Annotated in this window: 21 protein-coding genes; 13 read left to right on the top strand and 8 right to left on the bottom strand. The window is 62.2% G+C overall.

The features are described 5' to 3' along the window. Positions 1-227 precede the first annotated feature (227 nt). From rnr to rpmG, 4 genes are all read left to right on the top strand, one after another. Entirely contained in the window at positions 228-2,552 is a 2,325-nt protein-coding gene (gene rnr / locus DDF70_RS04670; RefSeq protein WP_245435366.1) for a ribonuclease R, read from the top strand. 17 nt (positions 2,553-2,569) lie between these two features. Beyond that, complete coding sequence (locus DDF70_RS04665) at positions 2,570-3,019, top strand: DUF983 domain-containing protein (RefSeq protein ID WP_114943702.1); 450 nt, start codon at positions 2,570-2,572, stop codon at positions 3,017-3,019. A 74-nt stretch (positions 3,020-3,093) separates the two neighbouring features. Next, the gene (locus DDF70_RS04660) at positions 3,094-3,819 is read left to right on the top strand and encodes an NUDIX hydrolase (protein ID WP_245435378.1); all 726 of its coding nucleotides are present in this window, start codon (positions 3,094-3,096) and stop codon (positions 3,817-3,819) included. 199 nt (positions 3,820-4,018) lie between these two features. Next, positions 4,019-4,186, top strand: coding sequence for a 50S ribosomal protein L33 (gene rpmG, locus DDF70_RS04655; RefSeq protein WP_009491004.1), 168 nt, complete (start codon positions 4,019-4,021; stop codon positions 4,184-4,186). Between the two features lie 99 nt (positions 4,187-4,285). Here rpmG and DDF70_RS37430 read toward each other — a convergent pair whose 3' ends face one another. The 3 genes from DDF70_RS37430 to DDF70_RS04640 all read right to left on the bottom strand — a co-directional run bounded on the left by DDF70_RS37430 (position 4,286) and on the right by DDF70_RS04640 (position 6,021). Continuing rightward, a complete protein-coding gene (locus DDF70_RS37430; RefSeq protein WP_205772396.1) occupies positions 4,286-4,855 on the bottom strand; it encodes a hypothetical protein in 570 nt (189 codons plus the stop codon). A gap of 183 nt (positions 4,856-5,038) precedes the next feature. Then, the gene (locus DDF70_RS04645) at positions 5,039-5,674 is read right to left on the bottom strand and encodes an SGNH/GDSL hydrolase family protein (RefSeq protein WP_114943700.1); all 636 of its coding nucleotides are present in this window, start codon (positions 5,672-5,674) and stop codon (positions 5,039-5,041) included. An 89-nt stretch (positions 5,675-5,763) separates the two neighbouring features. Next, positions 5,764-6,021 (bottom strand): hypothetical protein, encoded by a 258-nt coding sequence (locus DDF70_RS04640; protein WP_114943699.1) that lies wholly within the window; start codon positions 6,019-6,021, stop codon positions 5,764-5,766. A 195-nt stretch (positions 6,022-6,216) separates the two neighbouring features. On the opposite strand from DDF70_RS04640, the gene DDF70_RS37425 reads away from it, so the two are divergent. After that, complete coding sequence (locus tag DDF70_RS37425; protein WP_205772395.1) at positions 6,217-6,351, top strand: SPW repeat domain-containing protein; 135 nt, start codon at positions 6,217-6,219, stop codon at positions 6,349-6,351. Here DDF70_RS37425 and DDF70_RS37420 read toward each other — a convergent pair. Beyond that, the gene (locus tag DDF70_RS37420; protein WP_205772394.1) at positions 6,339-6,572 is read right to left on the bottom strand and encodes a hypothetical protein; all 234 of its coding nucleotides are present in this window, start codon (positions 6,570-6,572) and stop codon (positions 6,339-6,341) included. The genes DDF70_RS37425 and DDF70_RS37420 overlap by 13 nt on opposite strands. Before the next feature lie 11 nt (positions 6,573-6,583). Between DDF70_RS37420 and DDF70_RS04630 the strand changes: the two genes are divergently transcribed. Further along, a complete protein-coding gene (locus DDF70_RS04630) occupies positions 6,584-6,766 on the top strand; it encodes a hypothetical protein (protein WP_114943698.1) in 183 nt (60 codons plus the stop codon). 74 nt (positions 6,767-6,840) lie between these two features. Beyond that, positions 6,841-7,977, top strand: coding sequence for an FUSC family protein (locus tag DDF70_RS04625; RefSeq protein WP_114943697.1), 1,137 nt, complete (start codon positions 6,841-6,843; stop codon positions 7,975-7,977). A gap of 4 nt (positions 7,978-7,981) precedes the next feature. On the opposite strand, the gene DDF70_RS04620 is transcribed toward DDF70_RS04625, so the two are convergent. Both DDF70_RS04620 and DDF70_RS04615 read right to left on the bottom strand, forming a co-directional pair. Then, the gene (locus tag DDF70_RS04620) at positions 7,982-9,823 is read right to left on the bottom strand and encodes an adenine deaminase (RefSeq protein ID WP_114943696.1); all 1,842 of its coding nucleotides are present in this window, start codon (positions 9,821-9,823) and stop codon (positions 7,982-7,984) included. A gap of 525 nt (positions 9,824-10,348) precedes the next feature. Then, positions 10,349-10,732 (bottom strand): response regulator, encoded by a 384-nt coding sequence (locus tag DDF70_RS04615; RefSeq protein ID WP_036351276.1) that lies wholly within the window; start codon positions 10,730-10,732, stop codon positions 10,349-10,351. A gap of 100 nt (positions 10,733-10,832) precedes the next feature. On the opposite strand from DDF70_RS04615, the gene DDF70_RS04610 reads away from it, so the two are divergent. Further along, positions 10,833-11,123 (top strand): DUF3572 domain-containing protein, encoded by a 291-nt coding sequence (locus tag DDF70_RS04610; protein WP_114943695.1) that lies wholly within the window; start codon positions 10,833-10,835, stop codon positions 11,121-11,123. Between the two features lie 10 nt (positions 11,124-11,133). Continuing rightward, the gene (locus tag DDF70_RS04605; protein ID WP_114943694.1) at positions 11,134-12,402 is read left to right on the top strand and encodes a DNA polymerase IV; all 1,269 of its coding nucleotides are present in this window, start codon (positions 11,134-11,136) and stop codon (positions 12,400-12,402) included. Here DDF70_RS04605 and DDF70_RS04600 read toward each other — a convergent pair. Then, positions 12,399-13,151, bottom strand: coding sequence for a cell envelope integrity EipB family protein (locus DDF70_RS04600; RefSeq protein WP_245435365.1), 753 nt, complete (start codon positions 13,149-13,151; stop codon positions 12,399-12,401). The genes DDF70_RS04605 and DDF70_RS04600 overlap by 4 nt on opposite strands. A 212-nt stretch (positions 13,152-13,363) precedes the next feature. Between DDF70_RS04600 and DDF70_RS04595 the strand changes: the two genes are divergently transcribed. The 3 genes from DDF70_RS04595 to DDF70_RS04585 all read left to right on the top strand — a co-directional run bounded on the left by DDF70_RS04595 (position 13,364) and on the right by DDF70_RS04585 (position 15,835). Beyond that, entirely contained in the window at positions 13,364-13,834 is a 471-nt protein-coding gene (locus DDF70_RS04595; RefSeq protein ID WP_114943692.1) for a RidA family protein, read from the top strand. Then, positions 13,831-14,583 (top strand): glycerophosphodiester phosphodiesterase family protein, encoded by a 753-nt coding sequence (locus tag DDF70_RS04590; RefSeq protein WP_114943691.1) that lies wholly within the window; start codon positions 13,831-13,833, stop codon positions 14,581-14,583. Before DDF70_RS04595 ends, DDF70_RS04590 begins: the two co-directional genes overlap by 4 nt. A 76-nt stretch (positions 14,584-14,659) precedes the next feature. Beyond that, positions 14,660-15,835: a GNAT family N-acetyltransferase gene (locus DDF70_RS04585; RefSeq protein WP_114943690.1), complete on the top strand. Its 1,176-nt coding sequence runs from the start codon at positions 14,660-14,662 to the stop codon at positions 15,833-15,835. Between the two features lie 117 nt (positions 15,836-15,952). Here DDF70_RS04585 and DDF70_RS04580 read toward each other — a convergent pair whose 3' ends face one another. Next, positions 15,953-16,522 (bottom strand): NADPH-dependent FMN reductase, encoded by a 570-nt coding sequence (locus tag DDF70_RS04580; RefSeq protein WP_114943689.1) that lies wholly within the window; start codon positions 16,520-16,522, stop codon positions 15,953-15,955. 256 nt (positions 16,523-16,778) lie between these two features. Here DDF70_RS04580 and DDF70_RS04575 point away from each other — a divergent pair, with 256 nt between their 5' ends. Beyond that, on the top strand, positions 16,779-18,746 hold the full coding sequence (locus DDF70_RS04575; protein ID WP_114943688.1) for a PAS domain-containing sensor histidine kinase: 1,968 nt from the start codon (positions 16,779-16,781) through the stop codon (positions 18,744-18,746). Positions 18,747-18,754: the final 8 nt, after the last annotated feature.

Raw genomic sequence — 18,754 nt, 5'->3', positions numbered from 1 at the left:
AACCATCCCCTGATCGGCGCGTTTTATGAACTCACCGGCTCATTCTGCCCCCACGGGCCGGTCCCTCAAAGGCTCCGACATCGGGGCCTTATTTTTTGGCCGCAAAGCCCCGTCCCGAAATGGATCTCTTGTTCCGCCCATGCGTCATCAAGGATGCCGAGCGGCCCGGACTAGCCGCGACAACGTTCGCATGCGACAAGACCCTGTAAACCCGACGAGCTTATCTCTTGGTCAAACGTTCGAAACCTGCCCCATCGGCTACCCTGCCCTCGCGCGAAGAGGTCCTGTCGTTCATCGCCCATGCCCAGGGCAAGGTGGGCAAGCGCGAGATCGCGCAGCGCTTCGGCATCAAGGGCAGCGACAGGATCTGGCTGAAGCAGCTGCTCAAGGAGCTTGAAATCGAAGGTATCGTCGACAGGCGCGGCAAGACGGTCCACAAGGCGGGCCAGCTGCCGCCGGTCGTGCTGGCCGATATCACCAAGCGGGACCGGGACGGCGAGCTGATCGCCGTGCCGACCGAATGGGACGAAGAGGAGCACGGCTCCATCCCGACCATCATCATCGTCGCCCCGCGCAAGCCACGCCCTGGCATGCCGGTGGCCGGCGTCGGCGATCGGGCTCTGCTGAGGGTCGACCCGCTCCAGCCCGGCGACATCCACCGCTATTCCGGCCGTGTGACCAAGATCATCGCCAAGAAGCAGGCGCAGGTGCTCGGCATCTTCCGAGCCCTGCCTGAGGGTGGCGGACGGCTCGTACCCGTGGACAAGAAGGCCCGTGAGCAGGAACTCCAGATCCGGCCCGGCGATGAGGGCGAGGCGCAGAATGGGGATCTGGTCTCCGTGTCCGTGGTGAAGCATGGCCGTTTCGGCCTGCCCACTGCAAAGGTGAAGGAGCGCCTTGGCGAGATTCGATCGGAGAAGGCCGTCAGCCTGATCGCGATTTACGCCCACAGCATCCCCAACGAGTTTCCGACAGCTGTCATCGAGGAAGCCGAGAAGGCAAAGCCCGTTTCCCTGGATGGCCGGGAGGACTGGCGCGACCTTCCCCTGGTCACCATCGACCCGCCGGACGCCAAGGACCATGACGACGCCGTGCATGCCGTTTCGGACGAGGATCCTAACAATGTCGGCGGCTATATCCTTACCGTGGCAATTGCCGACGTGGCGGCCTATGTGCGCCCCGGCTCGGCCATGGACCGCGAAGCGCAGGAACGCGGCAACTCGGTCTATTTCCCGGACCGGGTCGTCCCCATGCTGCCGGAGCGCATCTCCAATGACCTGTGCTCTCTGAGACCGCGTGAGGACCGCCCTGCCCTGGCGGTCCGCATGGTGATCGGCCCCGACGGGCGAAAAATTCGCCACAGTTTCCACCGGATCATGATGCGCTCGGCGGAAAAGCTTTCCTACAGCCAAGCCCAGGCCGCCATCGACGGCAGGCCTGACGACATGACACGGCCGATCCTGGACACGATCCTAAGGCCGCTCTGGGCCGGGTACGAGCTGGTGAAAAAGGCCCGTGACATCCGCGAGCCACTGTTCCTCGACCTTCCCGAGCGCAAGATCGTGCTCAAGCCCGACGGCACTGTGGACCGGATCTTCGTGCCGGAGCGGCTGGAGGCTCACAAGCTCATCGAGGAATTCATGATCCTCGCCAACGTGGCTGCGGCGGAGAGCCTGGAGAAGGCCGAATCCGACCTGATCTACCGTGTGCACGACGAGCCTTCGCTCGAGAAGATACGTGCTTTGAGTGAGGTGCTGGCCTCCATCGGCCTTAAGGTTCCGAGTCAGGGCGCGTTGAAGCCGGAACTGTTCAACCGCATCCTGAGAAGCGTCGAGGACACGGAGCATCAGCTCTTCATCAACGAGGTGGTGCTGCGCTCGCAGTCCCAAGCCGAATATTCGGCAGAGAATTACGGTCATTTTGGCCTCAACCTTCGACGCTACGCCCATTTCACCTCCCCCATCCGGCGCTACGCCGATCTCATCGTGCATCGCGCCTTGATCGCCTCGCTCAAGCTCGGCAAGGATGGGCTGCCGCCGGATACCACCCGGGCCGAGCTGATCGAGATCAGCGCCAAGATCTCGGCTGCAGAGCGCCGGGCGATGGCGGCGGAACGTGAGACAATCGACCGCCTGATCGCGCACTTCCTCGCCGACCGGATCGGGGCCACATTCGATGGACAGATCTCGGGCGTGTCGAAGGCAGGCCTGTTCATCAAGCTGAATGAGACCGGCGCGGACGGCTTCGTTCCGGCGGCCACCATCGGCGACGATTACTACCGCTACGACGAGCGGACCCACTCGATGCGCGGGGATGATACGGGTGAAACCTATCGGCTCGGCGACAAAGTGGAGGTGAAGCTGGTCGAGGCGGCGCCCGTCGCAGGTGCGCTGCGGTTCGAGCTTCTCACCAAGGGCCGCGTTACCGGCCGGAGCGGGCCGTCCAGGAGTGGCGCGAAGCGTCCGCCTCGCGGTTTCAAGGCGGGCAAGTCGCCTCCCCCGAAGGGTCGCGCTCCGACCCGCGTGAAGGTGAAGCGGCGCGGCCGCGCCTGATGTTTTGGGGATTAAGGATGTCTTTGACGATCGAGACGACGTCTACGGCCATGACGGAAGAGGTGAAGGCCATCCCGGCCATGAAGCGCGGCTTTCTGGGCCATTGCCCTGCCTGCGACAGAGGCAGGCTCTTCAGGCGCTTCCTCAAGGTCGTTGATCACTGCGAGGCCTGCGGGACCGAGTTCCACCATCACCGGGCTGACGACCTCCCGCCCTACATTGTGATTTTCATCGTCGGCCACCTCATCGGCTACGGGATTCTCATGACCGAGACGAAGCTCGAGATGCCCATGTGGGTGCATCTGGCGCTCTGGCCGGCCCTGACGCTGATCCTGTGCCTTGCCCTGCTCCAGCCTGTGAAAGGCGCTGTCGTGGGGCTGCAATACGCGCTAGGTATGCATGGCTTCGGCGCTGCCCGGAACCAGAAGAATGCCAGCCTAGAAAAGGAGCATCAGATTGAATCCTAAGAGTGGGATCCACTTTTAGGTCCGATGCTCTAGCGAGGACAACACCCGTGACGGATACCGAGACTTTGGCGAGGATGGATCGCCTCGTTTCCGCTGAGACCAATCCCAAGCTCCCCACCCTCCGTCCCGTCGACGCCGCCACCCTCATCATCATCGACCGCAAGGGCAAGACCCCCAAGGTGCTCATGGGCAGGCGCCATGAGGGCCTGAAGTTCATGCCTGGCAAGTTCGTCTTCCCGGGCGGTCGGATCGAAGCCGGAGACCGTTCCATGACGGTGACCGGCGCCCTCCATCCCCGGGCGGAGCAGGCCCTCATGGCCCGCGTGTCTCGCCCCTCGCCTCAGCGCAGCCGGGCTCTGGCGCTTGCGGCGATCCGCGAGACCTTCGAGGAAACCGGGCTTCTGCTCGGCACCAAGGATTATGGCAGCCCGGAGAGTGCGCCGGCCGACACGGCTTGGACGACGTTCCTGGAAAGAGGCGTTTTTCCCGATTTGGAAGCATTACACCTCATCGGCCGCGCCATCACGCCGCCCAAGCGCGTCAGACGGTTCGATACCCGATTCTTCGCCGCCGACCGCACCGCCATCGCCGACGAGCTCGAAGGCGTCGTCGGACCGGAGGCGGAGCTCGTCGAGCTGGCCTGGGTCACCATCGCCAAGGCGAAGGATCTGGACCTGCCTCCGATTACGACTGTGATTCTGGACGAGCTGGAGGCCCGGATCGCAGCCGGATTCAGCCATCAGCTTCCGGTACCCTTCTATCATCAGCAGCGCGGCCGTTTCGTGCGGGAGCTGCTATAGCCCGTTTTCCGGCTGTTCCTACCGAGACGCCCTCAACGGGAGGAGCCGGACGATCGAAGAATCCGCCCTCCGCCCTTGACTGATCTGCGATAATCAGGCATGGGAACCCCACGATTTTCCGGCCGGGTTCACCCGGCCTTTGCGTTTCGGCCATGCCGTGGGCCAACCGAGCGCCTGAACCGAACAAGAGGTCCCGACCATGGCCAAAGCCGCAACGATCAAAGTGAAGCTCGTCTCCACCGCTGACACGGGCTATTTCTACGTGACGAAGAAGAACTCGCGCACGATGACCGAGAAGCTCAACTTGAAGAAGTACGACCCGGTCGCGAAGAAGCACGTGGAGTTCAAGGAAGCCAAGATTAAGTAAGGCCTCCGACAGATCCGTTCAAACAGAAAGCCGCCCCTCGTCGGGGCGGCTTTTTTTTCTGAGAGCGCGAAGTGGTCTCCTCGACTACCCTCGGTAGGTTTAGCGATAGACGCCGTCGATCCTGCGGACTCTGTTGACCTCGCGATGGCTGATGGAGCCCGTGGTCACCACATCCCGCCGAACCGGGCGGGCGACACGGGTCTGGTCGCGATAGACGACCCGCGTCGCTACGCGAGGTTGCCTGTAGACGACTCGGGTCCTGTAGGCCGGCTCGCGATAAACCACGCGGGTCCGATAGGCCGGGACCGGCTGATAGACGACGCGCGTTACAGGGGCCGAATAATAGCCGTAAGCTGGGTAGCTGTAGGCCGGATAGCTGTAGGCGGCAGGATAACCGTATCCGTAGCCATAAGCTGGGTAGCCATAAGCCGGATAGGAATAGGCCGGCGTTGCGGCCGCGGTCAGAAGGCCGCCGAGGACGGCACCGCCGACTAGGCCCGCGGCAACAGCACCGCCGTTGTTCCACCCGCCACTACGGTAGTAGCCGGGATAGTAGCCGCCATGCCATCCCGCGCCGTGCCACCCACCGCGCCAGTACTGAGCTTGAGCGCTACCGACACCTGCCAGCGTAATCACCGCAGCGCCAGCCACTAAAGCAAACTTCTTCATGGTCGACCTCTTGAGAAGTGACGGACCTAAATCCTTGGCAGATCAATTCGGAACATGAAATCCGGTTCGGAGCTTGGCCGAATATTTAATGTTTTTCTTCATGCAATACATACAATTCTGACAATTTGTTCATGTTCGAGCGAAGGTCCGGACGGGTCGTCGCCTCCACTGCGAAGCATGCCCTTATTGGGCGTAAACCTGCGAGCGCGGGAAGATCGTGTTACCCGCCACCACCTGGGCGATGACGGCTGCGATCTTGTCCCCGCCCTTCGCCGAGGGTTCGATGGGATTGGCGTAATCGTCCGGATGATCGCAGATCAGCCTCAGATCGACGAGGGGGAGCCGGCGCGAGAAGGCTTCCCGCATGATGACGTCGTTGAAGATCGACAGGGCCGTAACGACTAGGCGCTGTTCGTCCGGTTCCGGGAAACGGGCATCGTAGATGGTGCAGACCGCCGTCGGAAGGCGCCGGCTCAGAACGGCGTCCAGCATGTCGCGGTAATTGCGGGCGAACTCATCACGGACATCCGCGAGCCTCGCCAGCACCTCGGCTACGGAGCGGGCGGGCTCCCGTAATATCCCGCTGTTGCGCAGGGCATCGTTGCCTCCGGCACTGACGATCAGGTGAGTCGCGTCGGCTGGAATTCGGGTCATCTGAGGCTGGATCCCGGCCGTGATGGCGCCGTCCACCGCACACAGAGTAGCCTTCCACCCGCCCGGCAACCTGGCACGGACCTGCGCCACCACATCCGGCTCGCCGGATCTCACATAGGCTCCGTTGTCGAAGATGCTGTCGCCCAGCAGAACGATATGGCCCATCGGGCTCTCCTCCGGCGCGACAACAGGGCGAAGGTCGTCGTTGTTCCTGCCATCAGTTCAGGCCTCCAGGCTCGCCTGCTACCGGTCGATCAAGGATGGATGTCTGCCTGGAAGAAGGGTCTGAAATTGTCGAGCCATGAAGCGAGCCAAGCTTCCAGAGCGGCTTTGGCGGCCTGCTCCGTTGGACCATAGCCCCAGGCATCTTCCTGCAGCGGCGTCGACCAGATCCAGAACCGATTGCTTCCGTCATAAGCCACGCTCCCGACTTCGATGGGGCCGACGAAGCCGACATACCGGTTGAGCGGCACACCGGCCACCTGGTCCTGCTGCCACCGAATTCTGTCCATTCCCTCTTCCGCCTTTCGCCTATCGTTCTCCGCGAACTAGCGCAGACCGGCCTTCCCACAAGCCACGTCGATGACGGCAAGGAACAGGACGTAGCGAAGCACATTGGTGCAAATCGGCCTGACATTAGAAATCGTCATGCGCTTTCCGCCCACCGCCGTTCATGGTGCGATCGATTGTCTCTGGGGATCGCCCTCATGGCGGCGCCGTGGATCTTCGGCTTCACGGACGTGACACCGGCCACGTGGGTTGCCATCGCGTTCGGCGCGGGAGCCATCCTGTACTCCGCCCTTACGGCCTATGAGCTAGGCCTCCTCTGTCACTGCACCTGATGCTCGACGGCATCGGCGGGATCCTGCTTGCGGCATCGCCCTTCCTGCTCGGCTTTTCCGATCAAGTCTTCTGGCCACATGTTCTCTTCGGCATCTTCTCGGTCGCGAGCCTCGTCACCCATACGGAAACGATGCTGCCGACGGGGCACAAGGAGCCCGCGTAGCCGCCGGGAAGCTTGGTTGACGGTGGATCGCGACAGGCGCAGCATGAGGGTCACCATGGGAGGCGCCTATGTTCGAACAGGCCGTCCAAGTCAGCGAGGCGTTCCGTCAAAGCGCACACCAGATGCAGGGATCGCTCCATATGGCCCTGAAGGGTTGCCCTGAATGCCGGACGACGCAGATGATCGCGTCGCCCAGCCTCGGCACCTGCGAGGGATGCGGCTCCGCGCTGGTTGTGCTGCCACGCGAGTAAGGTCCGCCACAGGCCGGACTTTTCCATAGCTGGCTCCGCCTACCACCCTCTATGCTCTGCGCCCGGAGAATCGCATGGCACCATTTGGGTGGATCGAATGGATACGCGGTCGCATCGGAGCACGTTCGGCCGAATTGAAGTTGGCGCTGCGGGTCACCATCGCGGGCACGCTGGCCTATGTCGTCACGAAGATCCTCGATCTGCCGCAGGGCTACTGGGCCGTGATCACCGCCGTGGTCGTGATGCAGGCGAGCGTCGGCGCATCGCTCAAGGCCGCCGTCGAACGGTTCAGCGGCACTTTGGCCGGTGCCATCTATGGCGGCCTCGTCGCCGCCCTCGCTCCACACGATTCCCCCCTGAGTCTGGGAATTACTATCGTCGTGGCTCTGTTCCCCTTGGCACTTCTGGCAGCGGTCAAGCCGGCGTTCCGGGTCGCACCCATCACCTCGCTGATCATGCTCCTGCCTCCTACAGGACAGGCCATAGGCCCCCTCGCCTCCGCCTTTGATCGGGTGCTGGAGATTACGCTCGGCAATATCGTCGGCGTTGTCGTCTCGCTGTTCATTTTGCCCGCGCGGGCGCACGTTCTGCTGACCGAGGCGGCCGCCCGGGTCGTGACTCTCAATGCGGAGCTGTTCTCCGTTTTCATCGCTGAGCTGACGGCCAGCCCGCAGGGCCGCTCTGCTCTCCAGAAGCTCCATCCTCAGATCCGTTCTGCTCTGAAGAAGGCGGAGGCGGCTGCCGAAGAGGCAACGCGGGAGCGCAAAAGTCACCTGACCGAGGCCCCTGATCCGGAGCCACTTATCCGCACCCTCTACCGGGTACGCCACGACCTCGTGATGATCGGCCGTGCGTCCTCGAGCCCTCTGCCCGCTCCGGCTCGGGACAAGCTCACTCCCTCCCTCATGGCCCTGCATGAGGCGACCCGCAGGCTGCTCTTGGACCTCGCGTCAGCGCTTCATCAGCGTAAGGCTCCCCCTGAATCGGCCGTCTTCGAGGAAGCGTTGAATGCGTTCAGCACCGAAGCGGAAGCGCTCAGGACGGACACCCTCATCCATGAACTGCCTGGGAAGACGTTCGGACAGATCTTCGCCCTCGGCTTTGCGTTCGAGCAGTTCAGGCAGGATTTAGGCGACCTGCTCGAGCGGATCGAAGAATTGACCCTTCAGCAGGCAGCGGCAGACATGGGATCCGATCGTCCTGCCACCTGACCGGTCATTCTTCGTAAAGGGGCACCAGCTTCATCTCCGGCACGAGCACCAATCCCTTATCAGTGATGCGGATCTCCGGGATGACCGAGAGGGGGATGAGGTTGAATCCCATATAAGGGATCTTGCAACCTGCCTTGTCCCACGCGGCCTTCAGAGCGCGTGTCTCCGCCGCTACCTCCGTGACGCGTTTGTCGGAGAGAAGGCCCGCAATGGGCAGCGGCACCATGGCGACGACCTTGCCCTGATCCACGACGCAGACACCGCCCTGCGCCTCGATGATCGCATCGAGGGCCACCTGCATGTCGCCCTCGTTCGTTCCTGCCACGATCAGGTTGTGGGAATCGTGCCCGACGCTGCTCGCGACCGCACCGCTCTTCAGTCCGAAATCCTTCAATAGACCATGGGCGATTCCCGCCCCGCCGGTGCGGCCGTGGCGTTCGATGACAGACACGAAGGTCAGGTTGTTCTTGGAAAGCAGCGCATCCCAATCCTTCTCGGGTTGGAGCTGCACCTTGTCGTGAAAGAGCACGATACCGGGCAGAGCCACGCGGATCACATGGGCTTCGCACACCGCTGCGGGCAGCTCCGGAATGAGCTTCGGCCGCTTCGAGACGTGGACTGTGCGATACGCCTCCGCAGGATAACGGTAGCGATTGGAAAGGGCCTGATCGAGTACCGGGGTGATCTTCTTGTTTTCGACCACCAGCTCGCCACCATACCAGGTGTTCTGCACTTCGAGTTCGTCGTTCAGCAGCACCACGTCGGCACGCCGACCGCCGCCGAGCCCGCCGATCTCCCCTTCCATCCCGAAACGTGTCGCCGGATGGAGGGAGCCCATGCTCCACGCCTGCTCGCGGCTCATGCCGGCGCGGCGGGCCTCGCGCGTCACCCAATCCATCCCGAACATCATGAGATCGTCCGCATCGCGGTCGTCGGTGCAGACGCAGATGCGCTTATGCGAGGATCCCAGCTCCGTGATCGTCTTGATGGCCTCGGGCAGCGAATGCCACGGGGTCGTCGGCGGGCCACCGCGCAGGAAGATCCACACGCCTGCATCGAGCAAGTCGTCGGCGATATCCCGGTCGATGGCCTCGTGGGTATCCGTAACGCCGCTCGCCGCATAGGCAGCCACGAACTCGCGGCCGTAGATGTGGCCCGAGACCGGCTTGCCGCGCTCCAGCGCTGCCGCGAGAATCGCATGGCTGCGCTCGTCGCCCATGGTGACGGGGACGAAGTCCATTTTCTCGCCGAGCGCAGCTGCCTCCGGCCAGCGGTCGAAAAGCTGCGCGATCTTGTCCGGCGTGAGGTCGCCGCCCGCTGTTTCCAGATCCGGGGAGGTCGCAGGCACCGTGCTCGGGACCGTCAGGAAAATGGAAAGCGGCGCATGGCGCGCGTCCTCCAGCATCATCTCGATGCCGGCAGCATCCATCACGTTGCCGATCTCGTGGCTGTCGCAGAAAATCGTCGTCGTGCCGTTGAGCAGGGCCGCCTCCGCGTAAGCACAGGCCGTGATCATGCTGCTCTCGATATGGATATGCGGATCGACGAGGCCTGGAGCGACGATGCCGCCCTTCGCGTCATAAACCCGTCCCGGCGTCCCACTGACCTGACGATAGGCTCCCGCAGGCTTCACGGCGGCGATCCGTCCGCCCGCGATCCAAACCTCCCGCTCCGGTGCGATGCGCTCGCTATAGGTCGAAAGCACGCGGGCACCCGTGATCACCAGATCGGCAGGAGCACGCCCAGAAGCGACATCCGCGAGACGACGGGTCATCGTCGACAGAGGGCCCACGGAGAAGCGGGTCAGCGCGGTCTTGGGCGGAAGCGAAGGTGTGCGATGATCCATAATCCCTCATCCCGTTAGGTCAATTTCGTCCAGGGTAGCAGGGCAGACAGGCAATCGCATCCCGGATCGAGCCTGAAGCCCACCCTTCCCTAAAGAGAGGTTTTCTTGCCGCCAAGCTTGAGTAAAGTAGGAATACATAGCGATTCGGCCAATGTTCGGCGAATTTGCCGACGCTTGGCGATCAAGGTCTGGAAAACAAAAGGCGCCTTTCGGCGCCTGAAATTAGGAAATCAGATGGAGAAGTTGGTGGCCAGCCGGGAGCAGCGTTGAGGAGGCAACGAACTGCCCCCGGGCTGGCCGAGCCCACGAAGTCCCAGGAGATGCGGCGGACCTGAGCATCCGTAGGGCATTTCTTCCGCTTAAAGCGGGAAATTTAGGCTGAACGTATAGGAAACATGGAGCGATGCAAGCTCCTATGTGGCCAAAAAGCGGCATTTTCCCAAAAAAGTTAAAGCCAAGGCGCCCCAAAGGGATGACCGGTGCGCTTCAAGCCTCGGCGCGGCTCTTGCCCTGGATTGAACCCGCTTAAGACGGCTTGCCGTCCGCCTCCAGATAGGTCTTCACGGTCGCGATGAACTTGGAAACGGAGATCGGCTTGGACATATAAGCCTCGCAGCCCCCCTCCCTGATCCGCTCCTCATCGCCTTTCATGGCGAAGGCCGTAATAGCGATCACCGGGATCGACTTCAGCTCATCGTCGGCCTTGAGCCACCGGGTCACTTCGAGACCCGACACCTCGGGCAGCTGGATGTCCATGAGGATCAGGTCGGGCTTGTGAGCCCGGGCGAGTTCCATGGCCTCGATCCCATGACTGGTCTTCAAGGTCGCATAGCCATGGGCCTCGAGGAGGTCGTTGAAGAGCTTCATGTTGAGTTCGTTGTCCTCAACGATGAGCACCGTCTTCTTCATGGCCGCTTTCCCCGGGGCTCCGGATGTACTTCACCGGCCCAATGGTTCATTTGATGGTATAGTTAGGTCAAAACCTATTGATGAAATGCAAATTGACAGCATGAACACTCCCTTAAAAAGAGTTACCCGCGACGAGGCCGAAAATGTCGCACTCGGGGCGTTTTCCTTCATCACAAGCGACGAAGAGCGCCTCGGCCGCTTTCTGGCAGTATCCGGCCTGAGGCCCGACACCATCCGCTCGGCCGCCTCGTCCCCCGGCTTCTTTGCCGGAATCCTGGACTATGTGGTCTCCGACGAGCCGCTGCTGATCGCGCTCGCCAAGGAGCTCAATACCAAGCCGGAGCACATCGTGCAGGCCCATTGGACCCTTTCGCCCTCCGAGTTCGAATAATCGGCCATCGATGAGCGAAGCGCCCTTCTGCCGTGACTGCCTGACGCTTTCCGCCCGACCATTGGCGGAGAGGTGTGCGGTCTGCGGCTCCCCTCGCCTTCTCAGGCACAAGGAACGGGACACCCTCTCCATCGCTCATGTGGATTGCGATGCCTTCTTCGCGGCGGTGGAAAAGCGCGACGATCCCAGCCTCGCCGACAAGCCCGTCATCATCGGCGGCGGCAAGCGCGGCGTCGTCTCCACGGCCTGCTACGTGGCGCGAACCTACGGCGTGCGCTCGGCCATGCCCATGTTCCAGGCGCTCAAGCTCTGCCCCCACGCCACGGTGATCAAGCCCAATGGAGAAAAGTACAGCAAGGCCGGGCGCGAGGTGCGCCAGCTCATGCGGGAGCTGACCCCGCTGGTCGAGCCGGTTTCCATCGACGAAGCTTTCCTCGACCTGACCGGAACAGAACGGCTTCATCACGGAAGCCCGGCCCTGACCCTCGCCCGTTTCGCCCATAAAGTGGAGACGGAGATCGGGATCAGCATCTCCGTCGGGCTCTCCTACAACAAGTTCCTGGCCAAGATCGCGTCGGACCTTCAGAAGCCGCGAGGGTTTTCCATCATCGGTCGCGAGGAGGCGGCGGATTTCCTTGCCGACAAGCCGGTCGGGATCATCCCGGGGATCGGCGCATCCGCTCAGAACAGGCTCGCCAAAGTGGGCGTGACGCAGATTGCCCATCTGCGCGATGTGCCGCTCAAAACCCTGTTCGAGGCCCTGGGCCGCGACTCGCAGCGCCTCTCCCGGCTGGCCTGGGGCGAGGACCGCCGGACGGTCAACCCGGAGCGGGAAACCAAGAGTGTCTCGGCGGAAACCACTTTCGAGACCGATCTGCGCTCCTTCGAGGACCTGGAGCCAATCCTGTGGCGGCTCTCGGAAAAGGTCTCCCGTCGCCTCAAGGCCGCCGGCCTCGCCGGGCGGAGCGTGACACTGAAACTCAAGGACAAGGATTTCCGGCTTCTGACGCGCACCCGGTCAGGTCTGGCGCCGACCCAACTCGCCGCCCGCCTGTTCGACCCCGCGAGACAGCTCCTGAAAGCCTCCTGCGACGGTACCGCGTTCCGCCTGATCGGCATCGGGGCGGCCGATCTCTGCGACGCCGCCGATGCGGACAAGGGCGATCTGGCGGATCAGAGCGTAGTGAGGCAGGCCCATATGGAAGCCGCCATCGACAAGATCCGCGACAAGTTCGGCGCCAACGCGGTGCTGAAGGGGATTGTACTGCGTAAAACCTAACGCTGACAGGCGCTCGGCGCCTGCACGTCCAGGCTCTTCAGGTCCCCTTTGAGGGCGAAATCGCCATAATCGAGCTTCAGGTTACGACTGACGCCGTTCTCGTAGAGTTCGAACGAGATCGTGTAGACCGGCATTCGGTCGGCCTTGCCTTCCTCGAAGTAGCTGATGGTCACGGGCCAGCGCGCGACCGAACTGAGTTTTTCGCCTTGGGCGACGTCCTCGAGGGAGGCCGTCGCGGCGCCTGCCTCGATCTTGCGGCCGATCAAACCCAGGGTGTCGTAAACCTTGTCACCCTTGTTCGACCCGTCATAAACCTTCACGGACAGGGTGCTTTCCCCGCGCCGTCCCGCCTCGATCAGTCGCTTGAGGTGCTCGGTCGGGAACACCGTCTCGCCCGGCGCCTCGAAGGCCTTTCTCTTCGGCTGCTTGAGATCGACGTTGAGCCCGCCCTGAGGAGTAAGCTTCGCGTCGCCATCGACCTCGCCGTCCTTGACCATGCCCTGACGGAACGATGTGGATTTGAAATGCATGGAACGGCCGTCGCCCGCCTCATAGGTCGCGGTCTGGATGTCGACGGTGTTCGTGCCGGTCTCGCTGCTGTTGAGGATCGTCACCTGACGGTACTTGAGGGTGTAGCCGTCACAGGCATCGCCGCCGAATTCCATGGCGATGCGCCCCCTCGCGTTCTCGACGCCATTGGAGTTGCCCGCCCGCAGGAGGGTGAGATCATAGACGGCTCTATGAGGCACCAGTTGAACGGACGGTTTCGCCGTTTCTGCAGATGCCGGCACCAACAAAGCGAAGGACAAACCCGAGGCTACGACGAGGAACCGCATATCTATTCCCGATCCAATGGCAGCCAAGATAGGATCCTCTTGCGGACAGGGCAATGTTCCCGCTTGCGTCCTTACGGCTCATCCGCCACTACTCCGTCCGAATGATGTCACGGAACGAGGCTTCCATGAGTGCAGTCGATAAAAAACTTCAGGATTTGGGTATCACTCTCCCGACACCGGCCGCGCCGGTTGCGAATTATGTCCCATTCGTGCGGACCGGAAATCTGATCATCATCTCCGGACAGCTCTGCCTCGGCCTCGACGGCAAGCTCGGTGACGCCCACAAGGGCAAGCTCGGTGCGGAAATCTCGCCCGAGATCGGCCAGGAAGCAGCGCGTCTGTGCGCCATCAACCTGCTCGCCCAGCTCAAGGCTGCCGTCGGCGACCTCGACAAGGTCACGCGCTGCGTCCGCCTCGGCGGCTTCATCAATGCAGTGCCGACCTTCGCGGCCCTCGCCCCCGTGATGAACGGCGCTTCCGACCTGATGGTCCAGGTCCTCGGCGATGCGGGCCGTCACGCCCGGTCCACCATCGGCGTCGCGGAGCTGCCCCTCGATGCCTGTGTCGAAGTCGAAGGAATGTTCGAAGTCCAATGAGCACCCCAAGCTGGCTCGTCGCGAAGCCCATTGCCCATCGCGGCCTCCACAACAGGGCTAACGGCATCATCGAGAACACGATCTCGGCCGCGGAAGCCGCCATCGCCCGGGGGTTCCCCATCGAGCTCGACGTTCAACTGAGCGCCGACAACGAAGCTATCGTCTTCCACGATTTCGAGCTCGACCGCCTCACCGGCGAGACCGGACTGGTGGCCGAGCGCAGTCTCTCCGCGCTGACCGGCATCGATATCTCCGGAACGATTGGCGGAGACAAGATTCCGTCGTTCAAGGACTATCTCGCCAAGATTGCCGGACGCACGCCCCTGGTCATCGAGATCAAGAGCAAGTTCAACGGCGACATGCGGCTCACCAAACGGGTCATCGAGGTTCTGGCGGACTATAGCGGCCCATTCGTCGTGAAGTCGTTCGACCCGGACATCGTCGCCTATCTTCGCGAGAACGCGCCGAGCATCACCCGCGGCTTCATCGGGGAACTGGAATACGCCTCCAAGTCGGACAATTTCCTGTCCCCGGAACAAAAGCACCGGATGGCGAACCTGCTGCATTTCTCCGAGACGCAGCCGCACTTCCTGTCCTGGCGCGTGAAGGACATCCCCTGCGCGTCGACCCATCTGAGCCGAATCCTGGGCCACCTGCCAGTCATGACCTGGACGGTGAGGACCCCCGAGGACCGCGCCCGTGCGCAGAAGCATGCGGACCAGATGGTCTTCGAGGGGTTCGTGCCCTGACGCTTTGCCGCAATGGTTGCAAGGATCCCGCCAAGCGCTTAGCTCTTATTTCGCAAAGGCGAGATCCTTCCAGCCAGTGACGATCCAGGTCAAAATAGCCCAAGGTCTCAGTGCGGTTCCCGCCGCCGACTGGGACGCTTGTGCCCTCGGGACGGGCTCGGGTGATGACGATCCGTTCAACCCGTTCGTATCGCATGCCTTCCTGTCCGCGCTGGAGGATTCCGGCTGCGTCGGGGCCAAGACGGGCTGGGCTCCTCTGCACATCCTGTTCGAAGATGAGGCAGGGAAACTTCTGGGCGCAGCCCCCTGCTATCTCAAGTCCCATTCCATGGGCGAATATGTGTTCGACCATTCCTGGGCGGATGCCTATACCCGCGCGGGTGGGCATTATTACCCGAAGCTCCAGGTCGCGGTGCCGTTCACGCCGGTCACCGGCCCCCGCCTCCTCGTCCCGAATGGCCCTCGGGCGAGGGAGATTCGCTCCTACCTGATTGGAGGATTGCGCGCCCTGCGGGAGCAGACGGGCGCCTCCTCCATTCATGCGACCTTCCTCCAGGAAGCGGATCTCGAGGCAATGGTCGCGGAGAAGTTCCTTCGTCGTGACGATCAGCAGTTCCACTGGTTCAACGACCATTATGCCGCCTTCGAGGACTTCCTTGCGGCGTTGGCCTCCCGCAAGCGCAAAGCCATCCGGCGCGAGCGGCGCGACGCGCTGGCGAATGGCATATCCATCGAATGGGTGACAGGCCGCGAGATCACGGAAGCCCATTGGGACGCCTTCTTCGCGTTCTACATGGACACGGGCTCCCGCAAATGGGGCCGCCCCTATCTCAACCGACGCTTTTTCTCCCTCGTCGGCGAGCGCATGGCGGACCGGATCCTGCTCGTCATGGCGAAACGGAACGGGCGCTACATCGCCGGCGCGATCAACTTCATCGGCGACAAGCGCCTCTACGGCCGCAACTGGGGCTGCATCGAGGACCATCCCTTCCTGCATTTCGAGGTCTGCTACTACCAGGCCATCGAGTTCGCCATTACCCGCGGCCTCGACCGGGTCGAGGCCGGAGCACAGGGAGAGCACAAGCTTGCCCGCGGCTACAGGCCAGTGATCACCTCATCGGCGCACGACATCGCCGATCCCTCCCTGCGCCGGGCGATTCAGGACTACCTGAAGCAGGAACGACACTACGTCTCCGAAGCCGCCGAAGAGCTGGCAGAGGCCACCCCCTTTCGGCACCGTGACGAGGGCTAGAGCATCGTGCGGAAAAGTGGATCCGGTTTTCCGCTCAGAACGATGCCCTCATCAAAGAAGGAAGCATCGGATTGGATCCCAAAAGTGGAATCCACTTCTGGGTCCGATGCTTTAGGATCAGGGCACGTTTTGGTGCCCTGACCGGACATAGGCCGTGAACCCCTCAAGAAACTGGCGCAGCTGTCCCTCGATTTTCTGGTCCACGAACGTGCCGTCCTGGTTGAAGACCGTCTGCGCACGTGACACCATCAGGCGGCCACCGGCCCAGAAATCAGCCCTGAGAGTGCGCAGGACGGGAAGCCAAGCATTTTGGGACAGAATGGTCCCGAAACCGCTCGGCGATGCACCGATGACGGCCACCGGCTTGCCCCCGAAGACGCGCTTGATGTCCGCGTCTGGCCGTGAGAGCCAGTCGATGGCGTTCTTGAATACGCCGGGAATGGAGTTGTTGTATTCCGGCGTAACGAGAAGCAGCCCATCCGCAGACGCGATGATGTCCTTCAGCTCCGTGACTCGCGCAGGAATGCCCTCGTTGACCTCGATATCGGCATCATAAAGCGGGATCCCTCGGATCGTTTCGACAACAAGTTCCGCATCCTCGGGCATCAGGCCCGCCGCGTTTCGCAGCAGCGCCGCGTTGTATGAAGCTTGGCGCAGGCTTCCCGCAATACCAATAAGCTTTGTCACATCGACCTCATCACTTGCCGGAAACTCCAGCCCTAGATGGAGATCCCGGCTGTCTCAAGGCTACCGGCTCGGAGCAAAGCAAGTCAAACGTGTCGGCAAGACGATTGATTGGTGCGATTTTGCGTCACCGTATCCCGATCCAAGCTCTGGAAAAAGAAAGGTGCCGTTTCATATGTGGCTATGGACATCGTAGCCTCCTGCCGAACCTCCTATCGTTATGAACATTGTCCTTATGTGTGCTGAGTGAGTCCACCTGATGCAGGAGCGTGTGAAACCCGGACCTGACTTCCTCGCGCATGGCGGGGTCATGGGCGAGCGCATTCGCCATCATGATTGGTTGGCCACACCCGTCGGCGGCATCGAGACATGGCCGCATTCCCTGCGTACCGCCGTGAGCATCATGCTCCACTCCAAATTTCCTACCTACATGCTGTGGGGACAGGAGCTGACGAGCTTCTACAACGATGCTTATGCGCCCGTCCTGGGTTCGAAAGCGGACGCCTTGGGACGGAGCTTTCGCGATGTGTGGGCAGAGGCCTGGGACACAGTCGGACCGATCGCCGAAAAGGCCCTTCTCGGACACGCCAGCTATTTCGAGGATCTGCCCATTACCCTTGAACGAAACGGTTATCCCGAGCAGACATGGTGGACCTTCTCCTACAGCCCCATCCACGATGAGACGGGTGGCGTTGGAGGGGTCCTCTGTATCGTGCACGACACTACTGCGAAAGTTCTCAGCGAACGGCGCCTTGAGTTTCTCGTTCGCCTGAGTGACCGCCTACGCGGTCTGAACGAGCCCATCGAGGTGATAACGGCGGCTCAGGAAATGCTGGGCCAGCACCTCAAAACAAGCCGGGTTGGCTATGGTGAGGTCGAGGAGACGGCCCGGTTCTTTACGACGGAACGCAATTGGACGGACGGTACGGTTGCGCATCAGACGGGAACACACGACCTGTCAGCCTTCGGCCCGGGGATTCACGGCGCTCTCAAGCGCGGCGAAACACTCGTCGTTCATGATGCCTCTGCGGACCCGCGCACCAATTTGCCCGAACATTTGGCCGCCTTTGCCTTTCTGGAGTTCTCCGCTGTCGTGACCGTCAGTCTGATCAAGCACGGACGCATGGTGGCCGCCCTCTATGTGCACAATCGCGAGCCACGGCTCTGGAGCCCGGGAGAGGTAAAGCTCATCGAAGATGTGGCCGAGCGAACCTGGGATGCGGTCGAGCGGCTTCGGTCGGAGGCAGCCCTGCGCAAGAGCGAGGAACGGCTCCAGCTGGCTCTAAATGCAGCGAGCGTCGTGGGAACCTGGGACTGGGACATCCAATCCGGTCTCGTCTATGCGGACGAGCGCTTCGCCTCCCTTTACGGTGTCGATCCCGAGGCCGCTGCGGTGGGAGCCCCCATCGAGGATTTCGTGAGCGGCATTCACCCGGATGACCGTAGCCGCGTCGAGCAGCAGATCCAACGGAGCTTGGAAACCGGCGAAACCCTGGCTGCCGAATACCGTACGATCGACAAGAACGGGCAGATCCATTGGGTGTTCGCCCAGGGGCGCTGCTATAGCGCGGCGGGCCAGCCCGTCAGGTTTCCAGGCATCTCCGTCGACATCACCGAGAGAAAGAAGGCCGAGGAACACCGTGAGCTTCTGATCAATGAACTGAATCATCGGGTGAAGAACACCCTGGCGACCGTTCAGTCCATCGCCTCGCAAACCCTGCGGAACGCAGACAATCCGGAAGCAGCGCGGTCGTCCATGGAAGCACGTCTGCTCGCCCTGTCCCGGGCCCACGACGTGCTCACCCGGGAAAACTGGGAAGGAGCCGGGCTGATCGAGATCGTCAGGGGAGCCATGGCTCCCTATCGCCACGACCGCGAGAACCGCCTGCATCTGGAAGGGCCGGATGTCCGCCTCACCCCACGCATGGCGCTCGCGATCGCAATGGCCCTGCAGGAGCTGGCCACGAATGCGGTAAAATACGGCGCTCTCTCGAATGCGGTCGGGGAGGTCCATGTCGCTTGGTTCGTCAAGCAGAGTGGTGAGAAGCGTCTGCATCTCACGTGGTCCGAAAGTGGCGGGCCGAGGGTCCAGCCGCCTCAACGGCGCGGCTTCGGCACCAGATTGATCGAACGAAGCCTGGCACAGGATCTCGATGGTGAAGTGCAGATCACATTCGCTCCGTCAGGAGTCATCTGCACGGTCGATGCGCCGATCGAGCGGGCTTAGCTTGAGCA

This window comes from Microvirga calopogonii, assembly GCF_003347665.1.
In the GTDB taxonomy this organism is placed as follows: domain Bacteria; phylum Pseudomonadota; class Alphaproteobacteria; order Rhizobiales; family Beijerinckiaceae; genus Microvirga; species Microvirga calopogonii.
This window is presented reverse-complemented; position numbering and strand designations above follow the sequence as displayed.